Here is a 22,213-nt window from a genome sequence, read left to right as displayed (position 1 = left end):
ATTTATAGTGAACGAAGCCTTCATTTCCCGCTTTGCGCCGGTTGAAGGCACTGCTATATGCGGCCCATGAGCACAACATCTTCGAAGACGCCCCTTTCGCATATCCGCAACTTCTCGATCGTGGCCCACATCGACCACGGCAAGTCGACGCTTGCTGACCGGCTGATCCAGTCCACCGGTGGCCTCGCCGAGCGCGAGATGTCCGAGCAGGTGCTCGACAGCATGGATATCGAGCGTGAGCGCGGCATCACCATCAAGGCCCAGACGGTGCGCCTGCACTACAAGGCCAATGATGGCGAAACCTATGTGCTGAACCTGATCGACACCCCCGGCCACGTCGACTTCGCCTACGAAGTCTCGCGCTCGCTTTCGGCCTGCGAAGGCTCGCTGCTTGTCGTCGACGCGTCGCAGGGCGTGGAAGCCCAGACGCTCGCCAACGTCTACCAGGCGATCGACAACAACCACGAGCTCGTCACCGTGCTCAACAAGATCGACCTGCCGGCGGCCGAACCGGACCGCATCAAGGAGCAGATCGAGGAAGTGATCGGCATCGACGCTTCGGACGCGGTGCTGATCTCGGCGAAGACCGGCCTCGGTATTCCTGATGTCCTCGAAGCCATCGTCACCAAGCTGCCGGCGCCGAAGAGCGACGGCGGCGATGCGGCGCCCTTGAAGGCGCTGCTCGTCGACAGCTGGTACGACACCTATCTCGGCGTCATGGTTCTCGTGCGCATCATCGACGGCACGCTCAAGAAGGGCATGACCATCCGCATGATGGGCACCGACGCCAAGTACACGATCGAACGTGTCGGCGTGCTGACCCCGAAGATGGTTGCGATGGATGCGCTCGGCCCCGGCGAGATCGGTTTCATCACCGCCTCGATCAAGGAAGTGGCCGACACCCGCGTCGGCGATACTATCACCGAGGACAAGCGCCCGACCGCAACCGCGCTGCCGGGCTTCAAGCCGGCACAGCCGGTGGTCTTCTGCGGCCTGTTCCCGGTCGATGCTGCCGACTTCGAGGACCTGCGCTCGGCGATGGGCAAGCTGCGCCTCAACGACGCCTCGTTCTCGTTCGAGATGGAATCCTCGGCAGCACTCGGCTTCGGCTTCCGTTGCGGCTTCCTCGGTCTGCTGCACCTCGAAATCATCCAGGAGCGTCTCGAGCGCGAGTTCGACCTCGACCTGATCGCGACGGCCCCGTCGGTCGTCTACAAGCTGTTCATGACGGACGGCTCGGAACGCGAGTTGCACAACCCGGCCGATATGCCCGACGTCGTCAAGATCGCAGAAATCCACGAGCCGTGGATCCGCGCGACGATCCTGACGCCCGACGACTATCTCGGCGGCATCCTCAAACTCTGTCAGGACCGCCGCGGCATCCAGATCGAGCTGACCTATGTCGGCACCCGCGCGATGCTGACCTACGACCTGCCGCTCAACGAAGTCGTGTTCGATTTCTACGACCGCCTGAAGTCGATCTCCAAGGGTTATGCCTCGTTCGACTACCAGATCACCGAGCACAAGGAAGGCAACCTTGTGAAGATGTCGATCCTCGTCAACGGCGAGCCGGTCGATGCGCTGTCGATGATGGTGCACCGGATGGCAGCCGAAAAGCGCGGCCGCGAAATGTGCGAAAAGCTCAAGGAGCTGATCCCGAAGCACATGTTCAAGATCCCGATCCAAGCGGCGATCGGCGGCAACGTCATTGCCCGCGAAACCATCTCGGCGCTGCGCAAGGACGTGACCGCCAAGTGCTACGGCGGCGACGCCACCCGCAAGCGCAAGCTGCTCGAAAAGCAGAAGGCCGGCAAGAAGCGCATGCGCCAGTTCGGCAAGGTCGAGATCCCGCAGGAAGCCTTCATCGCCGCCCTCAAGATGGGCGACGAGTAAGCGGCAGCGCCGCATGTTTCAACGTTTGAAAGGGCGGCCCTCGGGTCGCCCTTTTTGGTTTGTGAAGGTGAGGCGATGCTGGAGCAGCAGGATTGGTCGCACGCAGGCGTGGTTTCCCGCACGGCGTCTCACAGTGACCTCTCACGACGGTTACTCCGGCAGCTTCTTCGGCAGCCAGAGCCAGGCGATGATGCCCAATGCGAGCAGCGACAGGGCGCCGATGCCGGTCGCGATGTGAAGACCGGTGAGGAAGGCTTCCTTGGCCTGCAGCACCGTTTCAGAAGCAAGGCCCGGCTGATCGAGGGTTTCGTTCAGCGTGCCGGCCACGCCGGGGCCGAGCAGCCGGAAGCTGAGTGCCGCCAGTGAACCCAGAAGCGTGATACCGAGCGCATTTCCGAGTTCGTTGCTGGTCTCGGCGATCGAGCCCGCGGCACCGGCGCGTTCGGCAGGCACGGCCGACACGGCGATCTCGGCGACGAGGCTGAAGGAGAGGCCGTAGCCGATGCCCGCAACCACCGTCGAGGCGATGAGGGCTGCCACGCCCGCCTCGGTGCCCGTGAAGAGCAGCAGAAAGAGGCCGGCTGCAATCAGGAAATGCGTCGCGACAAGTGCCGTCTTGCGCCCGACCGCATCGACGATGCGCGCCGTCCCGACGCAGGTCGCCATCAGCACGACGGCGCCGGGCAAGGTCAAAACTGCTGCGGTAAAAACATCGAAGCCCAGGACCGATTGCAGATAGATGCCCGAGAGGTAACCGACGGCGGACCAGACGACCAGCGGCAGGAGGCCGGTGAGAATGGCGATGGAAAAGATGCGGTCCCGGAACAGGCCGAGGTCGAGCAGCGGATAGGCGATCCGCGTTTGCCTGCGAAGAAACAACGCGATGGCGAGGACGCCGACGATCCCGGCAAGCGTCTGCAGCGGTGTGAAGCCGTAGGCGGCCGCGGTCTTCAGCGAATAGGTGGTGAGCAGGATACCGGCAAAGGACAGGACAAGGCTTGGCAGGTCAATGCGGCCATAGGGCGTGGAGCGCACCTCGCGAAGCAGAATGGGTGCGGCGACCAGGAAGCCGAGCACGACGGGAACGTTGATCAGGAACACCACGCCCCACTCGAGCCGCTGCAACAGGATGCCGCCGATAACCGGACCGATGGCGAAGCCGGCTGCAAAGGTGGCGGCGAAGATGCCGATCGCCTGCGCCCGCAGTCGCGGATCCGGAAACAGCGCGCTGACGATTGCCAGCCCCGAGGGCAGCAATGTCGCGCCGCCGAGCCCCATGAGCGCCCGGGAAGCAATCAACGCCATGGGCGACTGCGCATAGGCCGCACCGAGCGATCCTGCACCGAAGATCCCCGCGCCGATCATGATCAGCTTCAACCGCCCGTAGCGATCGCCGATATTGCCGAAGGCAATCAGCAGCGAACCGACGACGAAACCGTAGATATCGAGGATCCAGAGCGCCTGGTCGGCGGTGGGCAAGAGAGCCGAGGTCACGCGCGGCATGGCGAGATAGAGGATGGAGCCATCCATGGCCACGATGAGGACCAGTGGCAGCACGGCGATGAGGCCGAGCCATGCGCTTCGGCCTTGGGAGTGAGGGAGTGAGACGTCAGTCATTGGGCACGAATCCTTTGCAAACGGCACGCGTCGGCATGCCGCTTCGGCCGCCGCCCGTCAGGCAGGCGGATGGTTGCGGTTGGGAGATATCTTCTATATACTTAAGGTAAGTTACTTTTGGTATATAGTTATGTCAAGCACCATGGAAAGAGACACGGTCACCGCCAAACGCGTTCGCCTCACCCGCGAGCAGCGGCTACGCCAGCTGCTGGACGTCGCCTGGAGGCTCGTTCGCGAGGAAGGGACCGATGTGCTGACGCTGCCGCGCCTGGCCGAGGAAGCGGCCGTCGCCAAGCCGGTCGTCTATGATCATTTCGGAACACGCAACGGACTGCTCGCCGCGCTCTACCAGGATTTTGATTTGCGCCAGACGGTGGTGATGGACGCTGCCATTGCCGCGAGCGACCCAACGCTGGAAGCGACAGTCAGGACGATTGCCGCCTCCTATGTCGACTGCGTGCTCACGCAGGGTCGCGAGATGCCCGGCGTGCTGGCGGCCCTCGCCGGCTCGCCCGAGCTTGCGGCCATCAAACGGGACTATCAGCTGGTCTATATCGAAAAGTGCCGAAAGGTGCTGGGCCCGTTCATCGGGCAGAGGGGCATCGCACAGGCCGGTTTCTGGGCAATGCTCGGCGCAGCCGATGGCTTGTCCCACGCTGCAGCGACGAGCGAAATCACCGCCGACGAGGCTCAGGACGAGCTTTACGAGACGATCATTGCCATGGTGAACAGAAGCTGCCGTTAGAGCGGCACGCTTTCAAGAGATGCCCTTTGCGAGCGTCGGCGCTCTTTTATCGCCGACGCCTCTCGCCAAGGCGTGGGGCCGATCTCCGCAAGACCGATCCAGCCTATGATGTCAGCTGCCTCCCCGGACTGAACTTCGGGCCCGGGGATGAAGACCGGGAGGGTGGCGCTGCCAGAGCGGCAGTGCTCGCCTCATCCGTCCTCAAGCACGTACCGCTTCGAAATGCGATCCACCAACTGCCCGTCCTTCAGCGGCACCGCCTTGTCGACCTTGTAGTCGACGAAACCCATCTTGCCGTAATAGGTGAGCCCGCTGACATTGTCCGCACGGATGGTGGCGTTGAGGGCTTTCAGGCCAATCGAGCGGGCGAAGTCGCAGGTGGCCTTAAAGAGCGCCGTGCCGGCGCCGGGCACCTTGTTGTCGGGGCGCGAGAACGTGCCGATGTCGGCCCAATCCTGCGGTATGCCGTCCCAGCGGTCCAGCGCCTGGAAGGCGCAAGGCTCACCCGCATCGTCCTCGGCGACGAAGCAGCTGACGAAGCCCGGGCCGGCGAGATAGTGCGCCACGAAGCTCTCAGGCGTGAACGGCGTCTGATGGGCCGTGGTGCCACCGATCGCGATGATCTCGTTGAGGAAAGCGCACAACACAGGTGCATCTTCTGGCCGCGCCGGGCGCACGTGGATCGTCTTCATCTCATTCGTCATCGAAAATTGTCCTTCTCCAATCGTCTTACATCGACGCGCGGCGGAGCGGCCGCGCCGGGTTGCCGGCGACCACGGCGCCGGCCGCCACGTCCTTCGTCACCACCGAGCCCGCACCGACGATCGCGCCATCCCCGATCGTGACACCGCCGAGAATGATCGCGCCGCCGCCGATCCAGACATCGGCACCAATCGTCACCGGCTTGGCGACTTCGAGGCCTTGGCCGCGAAGCACGGCATCCCTGTGGTGCTCGGCGCAATAGATCTGCACGTTCGGCCCCAGCATCGTTCCCGCCCCGATCGCCACGCGGCCGCTGTCGAGGATCGTGCAGCCGGCATTGAGATAGACGCGGGCGCCAAGGTGGATGTTGATGCCGTAGGAGCAATGGAATGGCGCCTCGATGAAGACGTCGTCAGCGACCGCACCGAACAGCACCCGCAGCGCCGGCGCCATGTTTCCACGCTCGGTCGGCGCCATGGCGTTGTGCTGATGGACAGCATTGCGTGCCGTCATCCGAAGCGCCTCGAGTTCGTCGACGAGGCAGGTGTACCATTCTCCGGCTGCCATCTTGTCGCGTTCGCTGGCTGTCACGCTTTTGCTTTCGCTTCCGCGGCTTCGCGCCGTGCCAGGCTTTCCGGCGGCCACATCGTCTTCATGTCGTAATAAATCTCGAAAGCCGGTGCGCCGCCCTCGAGCGACAGCCAAGCAACCTTGGAGCGGGTGAAGATATGCGCATCCGGCGGGAAGTCCGACGGGCGGTCAAGGCTTGCGATCCGGACGAAGGAAAGCCAGCCGCGCCGGCCGTAGTCGCTCCAGAGGGCCGTCTGGCATTCGGCACAGCGGTAGACATCATGCGGACGGCCGCTGTCCGTCGGAAGCGTCACGACGACCGGCTCGCCCTCAATGAGTTCGATGTTGTCGCGCTCGATCACGCCGTTGACGACGAAGGCGCTACCGACCTGGCGCTGGCAATCGCTGCAATGGCAGCAGTTGACGAACATCGGCGCCGCCTTCAGCCGATAGCGGATCCGGCCGCAGAAGCAGCCGCCGTTTAGTGCCTCGCTCATCCGGTAACCTCCTCCAACGCCGGTCCCTCATTCACCGCGCCGCCCTGATGGCGAACGATCGTCGCGACCCAGGCGCGAGCAAGAGACAGGCCCGCGGCATCCGCCTGGCGGCCGTGGCGCGCGGCGTGTTCGCGATAGCGGGCAAGCCAGGTCGGATCGAGCCGCTTGATGGTGTCCGGGAAAGCGCGGTTCCAGTCTTCGACCAGGTGTGTGTCGGCCTCGAAGTGGAATTGGGTGCCGTAGGCGGCGCGGCCGACGCGGAAGGCCTGATGTCGGGTGACGGCGTTTTCGGCGAGATGGACAGCCCCCTCGGGCAGCGTGAAAGTATCTCCGTGCCACTGGAAGATCGGGAAGCTCTCACCGACGCTGGAAAGGACCGGGTCCTCGGCGCCTTCGCCGCGCACCTGCACCTCGCACCAACCGAACTCCTTGGCCTCGCCCAGCAGGTTCCGGCCCCCATAGGCGCGGGCGAGAAGCTGGCTGCCGAGGCAGATGCCGAGCACGGAACGGCCGCTGTCACCGAAGCGGCGCATCAGCGCGGCAAGATCAGGCAGATAGGGATAGGCGGCATCGTCGAGCGCGCTCTGCTCGCCGCCAAGCACCACCAGTGCGTCGTATCCTTCCGGTGTTTCAGGAACGGCCTCGCCGAGATAGGCGCGGCGGATCTCGATCTCGGCCTTTGCCTCGCGAAGCGCCGTGCCGACTTGGCCGAGCTCGGTCTTCGCCATGTTTTCAACCACCAGCACCCGCATCATCGCATTCCCTTCGCATCGACCGTGGAGATTGACCACGAGCGCGGCCACTGTTCAAGAGGTCGCATAGCGATGCGATGATGCGGACGGGTTCATGCGGGCCTTGACTTCGTGAGCGAACTTTCCGACCCTTGGGGCATGATGATGCCGACGATTTCTTCTCATTGCTGCTTCCGGGTGTGCCCGATCGCAGGAACCTGACCCCAGCCCGGACGCTTGCGCTCTCCGGGTCAGGGGAGCCTTTCGCGTCGGCAGAAGAAATTTCCGAGCGCGGCTGAACGAGCGCCTAATCTCCAGAAAACCTATTCGATTGCGCCCTGTCGTGCGCTTCGATTGAACGTGTCAGGTCCCATCATGGCGGCAACCCGCAAGAAACTTCCCCCGATCATCATCAATGCCGAAGACCACAAGCGGCTGACGGCGCTCGCCTCCTCCGCGCTCGAGCGCGTGCCTGATGTGGCCGAGGCACTGCTCTTTGAACTCGACCGCGCCCGGGTCGGCGCGCCCGACGCGCTGCCCGCCGACAGCGTGCAGATGGGCTCCACCGTCGCCTTCGAGGCGGACAATGGTTTTGCCAAGCAGGTGACGCTCGTCTATCCCGGCGAGGCCGATATCGAGGCCGGCCGCATCTCTGTGCTGACCCCTGTCGGCGCGGCGCTGATCGGGCTCTCCGTCGGCCAGTCGATCGACTGGCAGGACCGGTCGGGCAAGGTCCACCGGATGACCATTCGCAGCGTGACGGCGAAGGAAAGCGCCTGAGAGGTCGCGACGGCGAAAGCCTCACCAGCTGCAAGACGAAAACGGGGAGGCCGGTTTTCACCGCCTCCCCGTTTTTCTAAGCGTCGTTCATTCGATCAGAACTGCTTGCCGAGCTTGGCGTCGACAGACTGGCTGTTGGCGCCGCGGATGGCGAAGAAGAACAGGATCGCTGCCCAGAGGATCGACTTCTCTGCGCCGAAGAGGCCCTCACCCTGCACGATGCCATGGAAGTAGACGGTGACGAGCAGAACGATCATGCCGGCAAAGGCAGCCGGGCGCGTCAACAAACCGATCGCGATCAAAATGCCGCCGAAGAATTCGGTCGCGGCGAGCAGCGGCGACCAGAAGACGCCGGGATAGAAGCCGAGGCCCTCGACCATGCCGATCGCGCCGAAGGGATTGGTGATCTTGCCAAAACCGTGAACCGCAAGCAGAGCGCCGGCGAGCACACGCAACAGCGTTTCGGCGGATGTATTGAGCGGCAGATAGATCTTTTCCAGCGCCGGCAGGATGGCGCGCGGGCGGGAACTGGAAACGGTGACGTCGGTCATTAAGGGGCCTCTCCGGCGGTTGGGTGCGACAATTTGTGCAATGCCGCATTGTCTCGCCGCGACGACCGCGCAAAGCAAGCTATCCGCCGATAAAAACATGACTAAATTGGTTGACAATCGTGTGAGCGCAGCGTGAGCATGAGCCCCCGGAACGCAGTTGTTTCCAACTGAGGCGACCGCTATGGTCGCCGCCCGAAGCACATCCGAGACACCCGATGGACCAGAAGCCGCGCATCACCATCCTTTACTGCACCCAGTGCAACTGGCTGCTTCGCGCCGGCTGGATGGCGCAGGAACTGCTGCAGACGTTCGGGCAGTCGCTCGGCGAAGTGGCGCTCATTCCCGGCACCGGCGGCAATTTCGAGATCCGCGTCGATGACGCGCTCATCTGGGAGCGCAAGCGGGACGGCGGTTTCCCCGGGCCGAAGGAACTGAAGCAGCGCATCCGCGACATCATCGAGCCGGAGCGCGATCTCGGTCATACGGACAGGAGCTGATCCTGGATTTCGGAATTCTTGCCGGCGTCTTTTCCGCGGCCTTCCTGTCGGCGACGTTGCTTTTCGGCATGTCGGAAGCTGCGATCGTGGCCGCCGCCCTGCACGGCGAAACGAGCCGCCCTGCCCTCTTCATCGCCGCGACATCAGGCAACGTGCTCGGCGCCGTCGTCAATTTTGCGCTCGGGCGTTTTCTGATCCGCTTCGAGGGGCGCCGGTGGTTTCCGGTTTCGCCCACCAATCGGCAAAAGGCAGAGGCGCTCTTTGCCCGCTACGGCCAGCCGGTGCTGCTTCTTTCCTGGCTGCCGGTCATCGGCGACCCACTGACGCTGGTCGCCGGATTGCTGCGCATGAAGCTGCCGCTGTTCCTGCTGTTCGTCACCATCGGCAAGGCCGCACGTTATGCGGTCGTCCTTTACCTGACGCCATAACAGCCCCGCGCAACTCAGCTGTGCGCGAAGATATCCGTCTCGTCCCAGCCAAGCAGGTCAAGCTTGGAGCGCGTCGGCAGGAAGGCGAAGCAGGCTTCGGCATGCTCGATGCGACCGTCGCGGATGAGGCGCGCCGTCAGCTTGTCGCGCAGCGCATGCAGGTGCAGCACGTCGGAGGCGGCATATTCGAGCTGCGCCTGCGACAGGGTCTCTGCTGCCCAGTCGGACGACTGCTGCTGCTTGGAAATGTCGACGTCGAGCATTTCCTTGAGGTTGTCCTTGAGGCCGTGGCGATCGGTGTAAGTGCGGGTCAGCCGCGAGGCGATCTTGGTGCAGAAGACCGGCGTCGTCGTCACCCCGAAGGTATGGAAGAGGACGGCAATATCGAAGCGGCCGAAATGGAAGATCTTCTGACGGGCCGGATCGGCAAGCATGGCGACGAGGTTCGGCGCTTGCTTCTGGCCGGCTGCGATGCGGATCACGTCGGCCGTACCGTCGCCCGGAGACAGCTGCACCACGCAAAGGCGATCACGGCGGGGGATGAGGCCGAGCGTTTCCGTGTCGATCGCGATTGCGCCTCGATAACGGTCGGCGTCGGCTGCGGAGATATCGCCTTCATGGAACCGTATTGCATTCGCCATCGAAAATCCCCAGATCAAACGAAGTGGTGTGGCCTATAGCGCAAGTTTGGCGTCGGCGATACCGTTGTCACGTTCCGCCCGCCGGCTGCCCTTTGAAAGTCCTGACGATGACGTCTTTTCAACCCGCCCTCGCTCTCTCCACGCTCGCGCTGGCGATCGGGCTGACGGCCATGCCGGCACCGGCGCAGACCTATCGGGACCTGCCGGGCGTGCGCCAGATGGATCCGTTGAATGGTGGTGGCGACCAAACCGTATGCGAGCAGACCTTTGTCGACCGAAACTATCCGTTCGAATCGTCGGCCCGCGGCGGCCCCATCTACGACACGATCTACAACTGCCGCCGTGGCGACGGGCCGGTCTTCCAGGGCAGCGACCTGCCGCCTTCGCTCTATCGGCAGAAGCGTGGTCTCGGCTACTAAGCAAAAACACGACAAGCAATCCTCGTGCGAAGACAGCATCGGGACCGCCACGCCGCTTGGCAAGCGGCGGAACTGTTCCTAGCCTCACGGCCAGAGCATGGGCGTCCTCCGTCTCAGCGCCGCGCAAAGGTCACGGTAGCGCTTTGAGGTGCTGCATGTTTTTATCCTTCGATCGACCCGATCAAAGGAAACCTGCAGTGGGAGGAACCATGCCCGACAACCGGCCGCTTGCCATCAGTGCACCCGCACCACGCACGCTCGATCTCATCTTCACACCGGAAACCCTCAAGGACCTGCATCGCCGCTACCGCATCGTCGAAGCGGACCCGGAGGATATCGCCGGCCTTGGCGACGACGTGCTCGGCAACGCCCACTACATCATCGGCCAGCCCCCGCTCGACCACGCCACCCTCAGGCGCATGAGCCAGCTGAAGGCGATCCTCAACGTCGAAAGCAACCTGATCAACAACATGCCCTATGAGGTGCTGTTCGAGCGCGGCATCCATGTGGTGACCACCGGGCAGGTCTTTGCCGAGCCGGTGGCGGAACTCGGCCTCGCCATGGCGCTCAACATCGCCCGCGGCGTCGTCGACGCCGACCTTTCCTTCCGTGAAGGCCGCGAACTCTGGGGTGGCGATGGCAACCGTTCGGCGCGCCTGCTTTCCGGCTCCGAGATCGGCATCATCGGCTTCGGCGATCTCGGCAAGGCCCTGAACCGCGTGCTCTCCGGCTTCCGGGCGAAAATCCGCGTCTTCGACCCCTGGATGCCGGCCTCGATCCTGCGGGACAATGGCGTTGAACCGGCATCGCTCGAGACCGTGCTGGGCGAAAGCGACTTCGTCTTCGTCGTTGCTTCCGTTACCAGCGAGAACGAAGGCTTCCTTGGCGAGAAGGCGTTTGCCCGCATGCGTCCGGGTGCTGCCTTCATTCTCCTCAGTCGCGCCGGCGTCGTCGATTTCGAGGCGCTGATGGCCGCGGTCGCAAGCGGCCATATCGTGGCGGCGAGCGACGTCTTTCCGGAGGAACCCCTGCCCCTCGACCATCCCGTTCGCCGCCTGCCGGGCTTCCTGCGTTCGGCGCACCGCGCCGGCGCGCTCGACAGCGCCTTCAAGAAAATGGGCGACATGGTGCTCGAAGACATGGACCTGATGGATCGCGGCCTGCCACCGATGCGCTGCAAGCGTGCCGAGCGCGAAACCGTCGCGCGCATGCGCTCGAAGCCGGTAACGGTGAACTGAGACATTTTTCGCTGCGGATCTCGGCGGGATCGTGCATCCCGCCGATTAACGTGTTTTATGGGATTCGCATTTAACTTTTCTTGCACATGCGATCAACCTTGCACGTTAAGGTCGTCGCCGAGGCATCGTTACGGATCAGAGAAACGCGATGGTAGACACGGCGCCCGGCGCTCGACAAGGCAAAGCACGCGATGGCTGGAACAGTTCGCTGCGATCGCTGTTCAGCCTCGTCATGGTCGCCATGCTGATCGTCGTTTCCGCGACGCTTGTCGGGCTCGACTACCATCGCTCGCGCAACGCCGCGATCGCTGATGCCGAGGCCAACATGCGCGGCTTCATGAACCGCCTTGTCGACCGGCTGGGCGTGCTCTCGGGCGACACTTCCGCCCTCGTCAATCTCGTCTCCTCCGTCGCCAATTCCTTCCTCGTGCCCCCGCCTGAACGCATGAACGACAAGGTGGCGGTGCTTCGTGAAGGCATCACCCGCTCGCCGCACATCGATGGGGTCTATGTCGGCTATCCCAACGGCGCCTTCTTTCAGGTCGTCGACCTCAAGCAGGTTGCCTGGCGCATGGCGCTCGACGCGCCCCGTGGCGCCGCCATTGCGGTGCGCTCGATGGAAAGGGACTCAAACGGCAAGCCGCTCCAGCGCGTTCTCTTCGTCGACAAGGACGGCACGCAATTCTCCGAACGGCGGCTACCGCCATCGAGCTTCGACCCGCGCACGCGGCCCTGGTATCGCGCGGCCGTCAACGGCAAGGCCGCGGTCTCGACCGGCCCTTATGAAAGCGCCACCACCGAAACACTGGGCATGACCATCTCGCAGGCGCATCGCGGCAATCCGCAGATCGTCATCGGCGCCGATGTCGTGCTCGATACGATCACCGACTTCCTCGCCCGCGAACGGCTGACTGCTGGTTCGGTGTCCTTCATCCTCGATGCCGTCGGCCGGCCGATCATCCATTCCGACCGGGTGATGATGCGACGCATCATGGCTGCCAAGGACAAGGACGCCCCGATCGTGCAGGCCGACAGCGACCCGCTGATCCAGAGCATCCGCCAACATCCACCAGCGCCCGGCAAGGCCGACTTCGTCCAGGTCGGGGACCGCACCTACCTTGTCATGGTAACGCCGCTCGAATCCGCGCTGCTTCTCTCCGGCAACCGCGCCGTGGTGGCCGCACCGCTCGACGAATTGATGGCGGACGCCAACAAGACGCTCGTTCAGGGGCTGGCGATTTCCGGGGCCGTGGTAGCCTTGGCGGTACTCGCCTCGCTGGTGCTGGCGCATCTGATTACCAAGGGGCTCAACCAGCTGACCGCCAGCGCCAACCGGCTGCAGGACCTCGACTTCACCACCCCGATCGATGTTTCCTCGCATGTCAGCGAAATCTCGACCCTCGGCGGCGCCATGAACCGGGCCCGCGATGCAATCTTCACCTTTGCGCTCTATGTGCCGAAGGAACTGGTGCGCAAGGGCATCGAATCCGGCCATTTCAGCGGCCGCTCCGCCTGGCGTCAGGAAGTCACCGCGCTCTTCACCGACATCTACGATTTCACCACGCTCAGCGAACGGCATTCGCCCGAGGAGGTGGTGGCGATGCTGTCGGAGTATTTCGATATCTTCAGCGAGACGGTCGGCGAGCACGACGGCACGATCATCCAGTTCCTCGGCGATTCGGTCTTTGCCATGTGGAACGCCCCGGCACCGGACGACAAACACGCCGAGAATGCCTGTCGGTGCGCGCTCGCGGTCCAGCAGCGCCTCAGCATCTTCAACGAAGCACAGCGCAAGAAAGGACTGCCGGAGTTCCGCACACGCTTCGGCATTCACACCGGCACCGCCGTCGTCGGCAATGTCGGCGCCAAGGAGCGGCTGCAATATACCGCCATGGGCGACACGGTGAACGTCGCCTCGCGCCTCGAGGGCATGAACAAGAACTACGGCACGATGATCATGGCGAGCGGCGCGGTCGTTGCCCATACGGGTGGCACGATCCGCTTCCGGCCGCTCGGCACAGCGCAGGCCAAGGGCCGAGCCTCGGCCCTGGAGATTTACGAAGTGCTGGGCGCGGAGCCGAAAGAGCCGGAAGCCCTCGATGACGGCCCGAAGACACACGACAATTTGTCGGCCGGCTCCGAAAGCCGCGAATAGACGTCAGGAGCCGAGGCGGCGGTTCTGCCGGGTGACCCAGCGAATGCCGCCGACCACGGCGAAGGCGAGCAGTGGCCAGACGGCCCAGAAGACGCCGCGCCAGGTCAAGAGATTGATGGTGAGAAGCACCAATCCCGAGAGCACCAGTATGCCGATGCTGCGGTCCACCCACGGGTTGGTCTTGATCCAGGCAAGGCCGGCAAGGATGGCGAGGCCAAGCAGCGGCCAGACGGACCAGAAGGTTCCGTTCCAGGTCAACAGGTTGAGAGCGACCAAGCCAGCGGCAACGATGTAGAGAACCGGGAGCGATCCGCTCCTGATTGCCGCAATCACGCCCACCGGCTCCGGACGCGGCTTGGCCGCCTCGGCAGCGGCTGCTTCAGCACGGCGGCCGAAGGTCTCTGCGGCAAAGGTCGGACGGGGATCGTCCGCGCCGATGCGCACAGCATAGCTCGGCACACCGCCATCGATGTTCTTGACCTCAAGAGGCCCCAGAAAATCGAAACCGACGGCGACCTTGTTGCGCACCTGGTCGTACACGGTGTTGGAGATGACGATGCCGCCAGCCGGCGCGGACGCCTGCAGCCTGGCTGCAACATTGACGCCGTCGCCGTAGAGATCGTCGCCCTCGGCGATCACGTCGCCGAGATTGATGCCGATGCGAAACAGCATCTGCTCGTCGGCCGCGCATTTCTCGTTGCAGCCGGCGAGTTCGTTCTGCACGTCGATCGCGGTTCGCAGCGCTTCCACGACGCTCGGAAACTCGGCGATCAGTCCATCACCCCAGGTGTTGACGACACGGCCCTCATGCGCCTCGATGAGCCTTCCCATCGCATCGCGATGGCGCTTCAACGTGGCGAGCGTGCCCTCCTCGTCGGCGCGCATCAGCCGCGTGTAGTCCTGGACGTCCGCGGAGAATATGGTCGTCAGCTTGCGACGTGTCTCAGACATCGCTTCGTCCTTCTCAAAGCCGCCGCCCCGGCGGACGATAACATGGGGACGGCCCTCACGCGGAAAGCCTGCCCTTCATAGCCGATAGAATATCAATGTTGCCGGCCCAAGCTTCAAGGCGCACCACGCGAAAATATCCTGGGCATGCAACCATTCTGGTCGAAGATTGAGGCTCGGAAGGCAGGAAATCGCCACGGAATCCGGCCAAACGCCAGAAACGAAAAAACCCCGGCGAACCGGGGTTTTTCAGAACCAAATCAAAGATTTGGTTTGGGAATTTGGTGCCCAGAAGAGGACTCGAACCTCCACACCCTTTCGAGTACCAGCACCTGAAGCTGGCGCGTCTACCAATTCCGCCATCTGGGCGACGAGCGGGTGTGTAAAAGGCTCGAGTCGAAGTGTCAACAGGCTTTTTGAAGTTTTCGTGTCGGAGGACAAAAAACTCAGTTCGAGGCGGTTTTTGCCCAATGCCGGATTGTGGATAGACCGCTCGACAGCAGTCGCTCGGCCGCCTCGGCCGTGTCCGCCTCGACATAGCAACGCATCTCCGGTGCATTTCCGGAGGGGCGGAAATGAATGATGCGACCGTCGTCAAGCGTCACCCGCAGCCCGTCGATATCGCTGACGGCGACCGGCCGACCGATCGGCGCCAGGAATGCCGCGAGATTTTCGTCGCCGCCGCGCAAATAGGCCATCAGGCGGGCGCTGGTTTCGACCGGGAAGTTTTCGAGCCGGTCGCTGAGCGCCACGGGAAGCCGATAGGAGGCGGCCAGCACCGACAGCGAGAGTTTGGCCTCTGCCGCCGCAGCCAGTGCGGCGACGATCGGCAGGACGCAGTCGCGAGTGGGCAGCGGCTGGAGGGTTGCGCCGTTGACGACGAAGGGGCTGGCCGCCAGCGTGCCGCCATTGGCCTCGAAGCCGGCGACCTTGGTCGACCCCTCGTCCAGGGCCTCCTGCATTCCGGCGATCACGAAGGGCGACCCGACGCGGGTGCGCAGCACGGAGAGCCCTTCCCTGCGCTCCAGGCCCGAATTCGAGGTGACCGGCGTGACGGCAAGCGTAGCACCGAGGAAGCCGCAGGCAATCAGCCCGAGGAGATCGCCGCGCAGCGGCAAGCCGTTCTCGTCCGCGACCAGCGGCCGGTCGCCGTCGCCGTCCGCCGATACAATCGCATCGAGCCGGTGTTCGCGGGCCCATTCCTGAAGGCGTTCGATCGTGTCGGTGGACACCGCTTCGGTATCGACGGGGATAAAGTGTTCCGAACGTCCAAGGGCGACGACCTCGGCGCCAAAGAAGGCGATCAGATCGGCGAGAAGATCCCGCGCGACGGTGCTGTGCTGGTAGACGCCGACCTTGAGGCCGGCGAGCGCGCCGGCGGGCAACAACTGCCGGTTTCGCTGGATGAAGAGCATGGCTGCGCGGGACGCATGGTCCTCACCAATCCCCTGATTGGCGACCGGCTCGATCTGCCCGGCGATTTCATCGGCAATCCGGCTGATGGCGACCTCATCTTCCTTGTCGATCTCGCCGTCCGGCCGATAAAACTTGATGCCGTTTCGATCAGCCGGGATATGGGAGCCGGTGATCATCAGACCAGCGGCTCCGCATTCGCGGCCATAGAGCGCAAGCGCCGGCGTCGGCACCGTGCCACAATCGAAGACGCGCAGTCCTTCGCGCGCGAGTGCCGAGGCACAGACTGCCGCGATTTCCGGGCTCGAATCGCGAAAGTCGCGGGCGATCACGATCGGGTCACCCGGCTGGCTGCGCCCGGACGTCAGAAGATAGCGCGCAAACGCGGTCGCGTAGCGGGCCGAAGGCTCACCCTTCAGTTCCTCTGAAAGGCCACGCAGGCCGCTGGTACCAAACTTCAACTGCATCGCATTCTCCGCTGCCCAGTTTCGGGGAAAACAGGGCAAATATTACAGTGACGCGCGGCACGGACCGGCGCATTCTGGACATGACAACGCACGGACGGAAATCCGGTGGCTCTCCGCCACGCGCTCCTTGCCCGTTGCCATGAATAAACCAAGAAAAGAAAACGTAATACAGGCAGGGACACAACCGGAAGGCAGTGCTTTCCGAAAGCGAGGACAAAATGACGGGATTTCGCAATTTCGTTATCGGCTGCAGCTTGGCCGCCGCCTCCCTGATCACCCCCGTCGGACCTGTGCAGGCGATGCCGCTTCAGGCGCCCGACCTTCAGATCAAGGCACAAGGCGACGTCCAGAATGTGCAGTATTACCACCGCCGTTACGGCGGATATAGCGGATACGGCTGGCGAGGCGGTTGGGGAGGCCCCTATTACAGACGCGGATGGGGTAGCCCCTACTATGGCGGCTCCGGCCTGACCCTCTACTTCGGCTCGGGCGGCTACTACGGTGGCGGTTACTATGGCGGCGGATACTACCCCCGCTACGGCTACTATCCCCGCTACGGCTACAATCGCGGCTATTATCCCCGCCGTTACTACGGCGGCAACTACTACTATCGCGATCGGTATGTCGGTGGCGGCAACGCCCATGTCAGCTGGTGCCTGTCGCGCTACCGTTCCTACAATCCGGCAACCAACCGGTTCTTGAGCTACGGCGGCGCTTACAAGGTCTGCTATTCGCCCTATCGCTAGAGCGCGGCGCGTCCGCATGAACGCACGAGAAACGCTCTAGCGCCCTGATTGGGGCGCGGCCTGGCCGTACCGCCTGCGCACCTTCTCTCCGACCCGCATTAGCGGGAGCTGGAAGTTTTGCGCGCCATCACCGGCGCTTGCGTGCCCCAACATCTCGGCAGCGCCAGTTAAACCGGCATTAACTGCAAGAGCCTACCGTTTCAAAACGATCCACTGTGCTGCCAGGATGAATCATGCTGCTTCCGACCCAGCAATCTGCCGCCACCGCGACGACCAATCTGGTCGGCTCGATCCTCAAGGACATCGAAAAACGGCAGACGGAGGAAGAAGAAAAGGCCAAGGGTACAAAGGACGACCGGCTCCTGAGGGCGCAGGTCGAGCCCGATGGCGCTCAAAAGGCCGCCAACGAGAAGATCAACGGCTACTTCTTCGATCATGCTCGCAACGACGCCAACAACAACCGCGCCGTGCTCATCCGTGAGGTCGGAAAATTTTTCGACATCGAGCGCGAAACATTCAGGTCCGATTCCGCCTTTGCAAGGGAAATCGAGAACCAGCTGAAGCAGCTGGAATCGCCCGCAATTGCGAAAATCGAGGAAGAACTGGGGCTCGACAAGCTCGGACTATCGCTTACGGAGCTGGTCGAGGCGCTCAAGAACCCCGGCGGCCCGGAAAACGACGCACTGAAGGTTGCGCTCGGCGAAACGAGTGACAAGGGACCTCAAAGCGCTGCACAAGCCGCAAATGCCGTCGACCGCCTGAAGAGCGCGACGGAGCCTGCGTCGACCGAGGAAGCCCAGCTCAACAGCCTGCGCGGTGACCCGACGCGCAGAACCGACAAGCTGTCGCTCGACGAAGAGGAGCAGCATCTGCGGGCGCTCCACCTCAAGGACGAGATGGAAGATATCGCCGACCAACGCACGGCAGCCGACCCCTTTTTGCGCTTCGACGACAACGGCCTCTATAGGCTCGCTGCGCTAAGCCTCTGACGGCGTTCGGCGCACGATGCCGAGCCGCGCCATGACCTCCTTGGGTATGCCATAGCGGCGAACCACATCGCGGCTGTCACGCAGGCCGCAAATCTCCCGCTGAATGAGGAAGGCCCATACGGCATCGGCCGCCTCGTCGAGCACCCGCTCGCGTAGATCCCTCGCCACATCTCCCTTCAATGCCGCAAGCGCTGCAAGCGCCTTTTCGACCTTGAGGCCATGCCGGCCAAGCGCATCGGCGCGCTCGGACATCAATTCGTATTCGAGCACGTTGAAGGCGCCGGCCGTCGAGAAGTTCGGGCCTAGGGCTTTTGGGGGACGGACTGTCATCCGAAACTCCTGGCACAGACACCATTCGAGCCTGCAGAGCGGCTCCCTTAAAGATAGGCCTTGCAGACCCGTCCGCAAGCCGGGCTGCGACATGCAGGGCGCCGAAACATGGTTAAGAATTCATAAACCTCTTTGCCCTAACCTCGAACCATCATGCCGATTCTCCTATCCGCGGCCGAGCCGCGGCTGTCTGGCCATTCGCCACGACGCGCATGAGGCGCCAACCCGCAAGTCATGAACAGAAAGTCGCGCGCAAGCCGAAAAATCGGACCGCGCCCGAGCGCGTTTCGTCGTTCCACGACGAATGGTCAAACCGAGGTCAAGCGAGATGGAGACCAGAATGCTGATACCCATCCAGGCGGCTCGAACCGCGGCCCCCACGGAAGAGACGAGCGCAAGGACGCTGCAGCCTGCAGCACCATTGACCGCCAGCCAGCGTGGCGAAGCCATACAGAAGATCCTCGATGCGCTGACGCGGCATCTTTCCGGTCGTGAGATCCTTTCGAAGGACGCGCTGGTGCGGCTGATGGAGGATCTGGCGCGCATCCTGAAGTTCCCGCCACTCCCGCAGGAGGGCGGCCGCGATTTCGTCCGGCGGTTGGTGGCCTTCCTCGAATCGATGCCGACGTCCGACCGGCTGCTTCTGGAGCGTCAGCTTGGCGGGCGCAATCTTTCAATCCGCGTCGGCCTGCTAGCGGACCTGCCGGCGATCCGCAACGGCACGAGCGCGCCGGGCGGCACCGCGACACCCATGCCGGCGCAGGCGCGCGACGTCATCCTGCGCAACCCCTCGCTCCAGCCGGCGCTGCCGTTCAGCCAGACCGCGGCACGCACGCCGCTCGGTGGTGAAGTCGCACTTCTACAGGCTGTGCTGCGCAAGACCTTTGGCGTCGGCAACGATGTGACCGAGCCGCAGGGCGAGGATCTGGACGCGGCCGGAACCGAAGCGCCATCAAAGAGCGGAAGCGAAAAGCCCACGGAGCGGGGCGACGCGCGCGCGAATGCCGCGAAGAGCGCTTCATCGGGCGACACGCCGATCGGGAGCGCGGCCTCGCTGCTTGCGGGCGAAGGCGAGATCGCGGAAGCGGCATCGCTGTCTGGCCCCATCGCCGAGGCCGAGCAGGACCTGCAATCCGGCGAAGTCGGACACGGCGAGACGGAAGCGCCCGTCGGAGACAGTGCCGCAACACCGCTTGAAGCGCATGGCGCCGATGAAATGGAGGCTGCCGACACGATCGAAGGCGAGGATCCCGACGGCACCTACGGCCCGCTGCCCGATGCCGACGAAGAAGACGGCCACAGGACCACCGCTGCCGGGCGCAACGATCCGGAGGTGCGCTCGGCACGGGTGCTCTCCGAGGCCATCAAGACGCTCATCCGCGACAGCGTGGCCTTGCCTGCCGGCGCGGCCGATGGCGATCCGGGATCGGCGGCGCAGCAGACGGACGAGCCGGCTACGCAGCCCCAGCCCGCCGCCAAGGAAGCTGGCATGCGCATCGCTGATGCCGCCGCCCGCCAGCGCGCCGTAACGGACGCCGGCACGACCTTGCCGTCGCTGCTCGACGATCGCTCCGAGGAGACCGCTGCACCACCGCGCGGACCCACGGACATTCGCCCGCAACGCGCCACGGACGAGCAGACGGTGCAGCAGATGATCGCCAGGCTGGTGGAAAACGGCCTGCCGCGCGAGGCCATCCCCTTCGCCATGATCCCCTATCCAGTGGCCGCCGGCGAGGTGGAAGGCGAAGACCATTCGCGCGGCATGCCCGGAGGCTCGGGCGAAGATGCAGCGGGTGAGGAAGAAACGGCACAAGAGGGAGGCGACGGAAATCCGGACGACGGAGAGCCGACCGGCGAAGCCATGCCGGAGGGCGAGGCACCGGAAACGCCCGACGCCTACGATCTTTACCGCAGGCTCGGCGGTCTCGGCTAAAACGCCGGTTCAGCCTTAAGCTCGGGCCTAGCTCCATCCAGAGCTGGGGGCCGATTTCACAATTCGGACTTGGTCAGAAAGAAAAACCCGCGGAGATCGCTCTCCGCGGGTTTTCCATTTCAAACGTCAGGCAACGATTATTCGTTGTTCTGGCGGTTCTTCAGAGCAGCGCCGAGGATGTCGCCGAGCGAAGCGCCCGAGTCGGACGAACCGAACTGAGCAACGGCTTCCTTCTCTTCAGCGATTTCCAGAGCCTTGATCGACAGCTGGATCTTGCGGTCCTTCTTGGAGAAGTTGGTGACGCGAGCGTCGACAACCTGACCAACCGAGAAACGCTCCGGACGCTGTTCGTCACGATCACGCGACAGGTCAGCGCGGCGGATGAACGAGGTGATGTCTTCGTGGTTGACGAGCTTCACTTCGATGCCGCCATCGTTGATCGCGATGATCTCGGCCGAAACAACGGCGTTCTTGCGCAGTTCGCCCGAAGCAGCGGCGTCGCCGACTGCATCCTTGCCGAGCTGCTTGATGCCGAGCGAGATGCGCTCCTTCTCGACGTCGACGTCAAGAACAACAGCGCGAACGACGTCGCCCTTGTTGAACTCTTCGATGACCTGCTCGCCCGGACGGTTCCAGTCGAGGTCGGAAAGGTGAACCATGCCGTCAACGTCGCCGTCGAGGCCGATGAACAGGCCGAATTCGGTCTTGTTCTTGACTTCGCCTTCGACTTCGGTGCCAGCCGGATGGCTATGCGCGAATGCCTGCCACGGGTTCTCGAGCGTCTGCTTGAGGCCGAGCGAGATACGACGCTTGGTCGGATCGACTTCGAGAACGACAACGTCGACTTCCTGGCTCGTCGACAGGATCTTGCCGGGGTGTACGTTCTTCTTGGTCCAGGACATTTCGGAGATGTGGATCAGGCCTTCGATGCCCGGCTCCAGCTCGACGAACGCACCGTAGTCGGTGATGTTCGTGACGGTACCGGAGATCTTCTTGCCGACCGGGTACTTCGCACCGATGCCATCCCACGGATCCGACTCGAGCTGCTTCATGCCGAGCGAGATGCGGTGGGTTTCCTGGTTGATGCGGATGATCTGAACCTTGACCTGCTGGCCGATGTTCAGGATCTCCGACGGATGGTTCACGCGGCGCCATGCCATGTCGGTGACATGGAGCAGACCGTCGATGCCGCCGAGGTCGACGAACGCACCGTAGTCGGTGATGTTCTTGACGACGCCTTCGACAACCTGGCCTTCTTCAAGGTTCTGAACGATTTCAGAACGCTGCTCGGCGCGGGACTCTTCAAGAACCGTACGACGCGATACGACGATGTTGCCGCGGCGCTTGTCCATCTTGAGGATTTCGAAGGGCTGCGGGTTGTGCATCAGCGGGGTGACGTCGCGGATCGGACGGATGTCGACCTGCGAGCGCGGAAGGAAGGCAACGGCGCCGTCGAGATCGACGGTGAAGCCACCCTTGACCTGGTTGAAGATGATGCCTTCGACGCGTTCGCCGGCTTCGAACTTCACTTCCAGGCGCATCCAGCTTTCTTCGCGGCGAGCCTTTTCGCGCGACAGAACAGCTTCGCCGAGCGCGTTTTCGATGCGCTCAACGTAGACTTCGACTTCGTCGCCGACCTTGAGCGAGCCGTCCTTCGCCTTCGCGCCGAATTCCTTCAGAGCGATGCGGCCTTCGACCTTCAGACCGACGTCGACAACGGCGACGTCCTTTTCGATGGCCGTGACAATGCCCTTGGCAACATAGCCTTCGGCGAGATCGGTCTTCGCGAAGGATTCTTCGAGAAGCGCTGCGAAATCGTCACGGGTTGGGTTGGTAGCAGACATGGAATCTCCTGCATGCATCTCACGGGGGAGACGCATATGCGCCGGGGGCTGGTGTTGAACAGGCCTGAACCCAGTCCGC

Annotated in this window: 22 protein-coding genes and 1 tRNA gene; 11 read left to right on the top strand and 12 right to left on the bottom strand. The window is 63.4% G+C overall.

The features are described 5' to 3' along the window. The first annotated feature begins 66 nt into the window (after window positions 1–66). The gene (gene lepA / locus IB263_RS00870) at window positions 67–1,893 is read left to right on the top strand and encodes a translation elongation factor 4 (protein ID WP_370689543.1); all 1,827 of its coding nucleotides are present in this window, start codon (window positions 67–69) and stop codon (window positions 1,891–1,893) included. 150 nt (window positions 1,894–2,043) lie between these two features. On the opposite strand, the gene IB263_RS00865 is transcribed toward lepA, so the two are convergent. Further along, entirely contained in the window at window positions 2,044–3,510 is a 1,467-nt protein-coding gene (locus tag IB263_RS00865) for an MFS transporter (protein WP_029742413.1), read from the bottom strand. A 130-nt stretch (window positions 3,511–3,640) separates the two neighbouring features. Here IB263_RS00865 and IB263_RS00860 point away from each other — a divergent pair, with 130 nt between their 5' ends. After that, window positions 3,641–4,255: a TetR/AcrR family transcriptional regulator gene (locus IB263_RS00860; protein ID WP_029742411.1), complete on the top strand. Its 615-nt coding sequence runs from the start codon at window positions 3,641–3,643 to the stop codon at window positions 4,253–4,255. A 191-nt stretch (window positions 4,256–4,446) separates the two neighbouring features. Here IB263_RS00860 and IB263_RS00855 read toward each other — a convergent pair whose 3' ends face one another. The 4 genes from IB263_RS00855 to IB263_RS00840 are packed head-to-tail and all read right to left on the bottom strand — an operon-like array spanning window position 4,447 to window position 6,776. Further along, window positions 4,447–4,959 carry a GNAT family N-acetyltransferase gene (locus tag IB263_RS00855; protein WP_029742410.1) on the bottom strand — a complete coding sequence of 171 codons (513 nt, stop codon included), beginning with the start codon at window positions 4,957–4,959 and terminating at the stop codon, window positions 4,447–4,449. Window positions 4,960–4,984: 25 nt separating this feature from the next. Then, on the bottom strand, window positions 4,985–5,548 hold the full coding sequence (locus IB263_RS00850; RefSeq protein WP_029742409.1) for a sugar O-acetyltransferase: 564 nt from the start codon (window positions 5,546–5,548) through the stop codon (window positions 4,985–4,987). After that, window positions 5,545–6,024 (bottom strand): GFA family protein, encoded by a 480-nt coding sequence (locus tag IB263_RS00845; protein WP_029742408.1) that lies wholly within the window; start codon window positions 6,022–6,024, stop codon window positions 5,545–5,547. Before IB263_RS00845 ends, IB263_RS00850 begins: the two co-directional genes overlap by 4 nt. Next, on the bottom strand, window positions 6,021–6,776 hold the full coding sequence (locus IB263_RS00840) for a type 1 glutamine amidotransferase (RefSeq protein WP_029742407.1): 756 nt from the start codon (window positions 6,774–6,776) through the stop codon (window positions 6,021–6,023). The genes IB263_RS00845 and IB263_RS00840 overlap by 4 nt, the downstream gene beginning before the upstream one ends. A gap of 354 nt (window positions 6,777–7,130) precedes the next feature. Here IB263_RS00840 and rnk point away from each other — a divergent pair, with 354 nt between their 5' ends. Then, window positions 7,131–7,535, top strand: a complete 405-nt coding sequence (gene rnk / locus IB263_RS00835; protein ID WP_029742406.1) for a nucleoside diphosphate kinase regulator — start codon at window positions 7,131–7,133, stop codon at window positions 7,533–7,535. A 95-nt stretch (window positions 7,536–7,630) separates the two neighbouring features. Here rnk and IB263_RS00830 read toward each other — a convergent pair whose 3' ends face one another. Beyond that, entirely contained in the window at window positions 7,631–8,086 is a 456-nt protein-coding gene (locus IB263_RS00830; RefSeq protein WP_029742404.1) for a DoxX family protein, read from the bottom strand. 215 nt (window positions 8,087–8,301) lie between these two features. Here IB263_RS00830 and IB263_RS00825 point away from each other — a divergent pair, with 215 nt between their 5' ends. After that, window positions 8,302–8,583, top strand: coding sequence for a SelT/SelW/SelH family protein (locus IB263_RS00825; RefSeq protein WP_029742402.1), 282 nt, complete (start codon window positions 8,302–8,304; stop codon window positions 8,581–8,583). Window positions 8,584–8,666: 83 nt separating this feature from the next. Next, a complete protein-coding gene (locus tag IB263_RS00820) occupies window positions 8,667–9,011 on the top strand; it encodes a YqaA family protein (RefSeq protein ID WP_082566375.1) in 345 nt (114 codons plus the stop codon). 14 nt (window positions 9,012–9,025) lie between these two features. Here IB263_RS00820 and IB263_RS00815 read toward each other — a convergent pair whose 3' ends face one another. Next, window positions 9,026–9,652 carry a ribonuclease D gene (locus tag IB263_RS00815; protein ID WP_029742400.1) on the bottom strand — a complete coding sequence of 209 codons (627 nt, stop codon included), beginning with the start codon at window positions 9,650–9,652 and terminating at the stop codon, window positions 9,026–9,028. Window positions 9,653–9,759: 107 nt separating this feature from the next. Here IB263_RS00815 and IB263_RS00810 point away from each other — a divergent pair, with 107 nt between their 5' ends. From IB263_RS00810 to IB263_RS00800, 3 genes are all read left to right on the top strand, one after another. After that, entirely contained in the window at window positions 9,760–10,071 is a 312-nt protein-coding gene (locus tag IB263_RS00810) for a hypothetical protein (RefSeq protein WP_029742399.1), read from the top strand. 209 nt (window positions 10,072–10,280) lie between these two features. Next, window positions 10,281–11,309 carry a hydroxyacid dehydrogenase gene (locus IB263_RS00805; RefSeq protein WP_029742398.1) on the top strand — a complete coding sequence of 343 codons (1,029 nt, stop codon included), beginning with the start codon at window positions 10,281–10,283 and terminating at the stop codon, window positions 11,307–11,309. A gap of 148 nt (window positions 11,310–11,457) precedes the next feature. Further along, window positions 11,458–13,464, top strand: coding sequence for an adenylate/guanylate cyclase domain-containing protein (locus IB263_RS00800; RefSeq protein WP_112976968.1), 2,007 nt, complete (start codon window positions 11,458–11,460; stop codon window positions 13,462–13,464). Window positions 13,465–13,467: 3 nt separating this feature from the next. Here the strand turns inward: IB263_RS00800 and IB263_RS00795 are convergent, their stop codons facing one another. From IB263_RS00795 to IB263_RS00785, 3 genes are all read right to left on the bottom strand, one after another. Next, window positions 13,468–14,415 (bottom strand): adenylate/guanylate cyclase domain-containing protein, encoded by a 948-nt coding sequence (locus IB263_RS00795; protein ID WP_029742396.1) that lies wholly within the window; start codon window positions 14,413–14,415, stop codon window positions 13,468–13,470. Window positions 14,416–14,694: 279 nt separating this feature from the next. After that, window positions 14,695–14,781, bottom strand: a tRNA-Leu gene (locus IB263_RS00790). A 77-nt stretch (window positions 14,782–14,858) separates the two neighbouring features. Then, window positions 14,859–16,286: a phosphomannomutase gene (locus IB263_RS00785; protein ID WP_192437997.1), complete on the bottom strand. Its 1,428-nt coding sequence runs from the start codon at window positions 16,284–16,286 to the stop codon at window positions 14,859–14,861. A 224-nt stretch (window positions 16,287–16,510) separates the two neighbouring features. Between IB263_RS00785 and IB263_RS00780 the strand changes: the two genes are divergently transcribed. Continuing rightward, complete coding sequence (locus tag IB263_RS00780; RefSeq protein WP_029742394.1) at window positions 16,511–17,038, top strand: BA14K family protein; 528 nt, start codon at window positions 16,511–16,513, stop codon at window positions 17,036–17,038. A gap of 233 nt (window positions 17,039–17,271) precedes the next feature. Continuing rightward, complete coding sequence (locus IB263_RS00775; protein ID WP_029742393.1) at window positions 17,272–18,027, top strand: hypothetical protein; 756 nt, start codon at window positions 17,272–17,274, stop codon at window positions 18,025–18,027. On the opposite strand, the gene IB263_RS00770 is transcribed toward IB263_RS00775, so the two are convergent. Further along, on the bottom strand, window positions 18,016–18,357 hold the full coding sequence (locus tag IB263_RS00770; RefSeq protein ID WP_029742391.1) for a DUF6665 family protein: 342 nt from the start codon (window positions 18,355–18,357) through the stop codon (window positions 18,016–18,018). The genes IB263_RS00775 and IB263_RS00770 overlap by 12 nt on opposite strands. A 340-nt stretch (window positions 18,358–18,697) precedes the next feature. On the opposite strand from IB263_RS00770, the gene IB263_RS00765 reads away from it, so the two are divergent. Next, entirely contained in the window at window positions 18,698–20,290 is a 1,593-nt protein-coding gene (locus IB263_RS00765; RefSeq protein ID WP_029742390.1) for a hypothetical protein, read from the top strand. A 137-nt stretch (window positions 20,291–20,427) separates the two neighbouring features. On the opposite strand, the gene rpsA is transcribed toward IB263_RS00765, so the two are convergent. Further along, a complete protein-coding gene (gene rpsA, locus IB263_RS00760; protein ID WP_082005877.1) occupies window positions 20,428–22,152 on the bottom strand; it encodes a 30S ribosomal protein S1 in 1,725 nt (574 codons plus the stop codon). Between the last annotated feature and the right edge of the window lie 61 nt (window positions 22,153–22,213).

This window comes from Ensifer sp. ENS03 (assembly GCF_014852035.1).
Lineage (GTDB): Bacteria > Pseudomonadota > Alphaproteobacteria > Rhizobiales > Rhizobiaceae > Ensifer > Ensifer adhaerens.
Note: the sequence above shows the minus strand (reverse complement) of the source record. Positions and strands in the feature narration are given on the sequence as shown.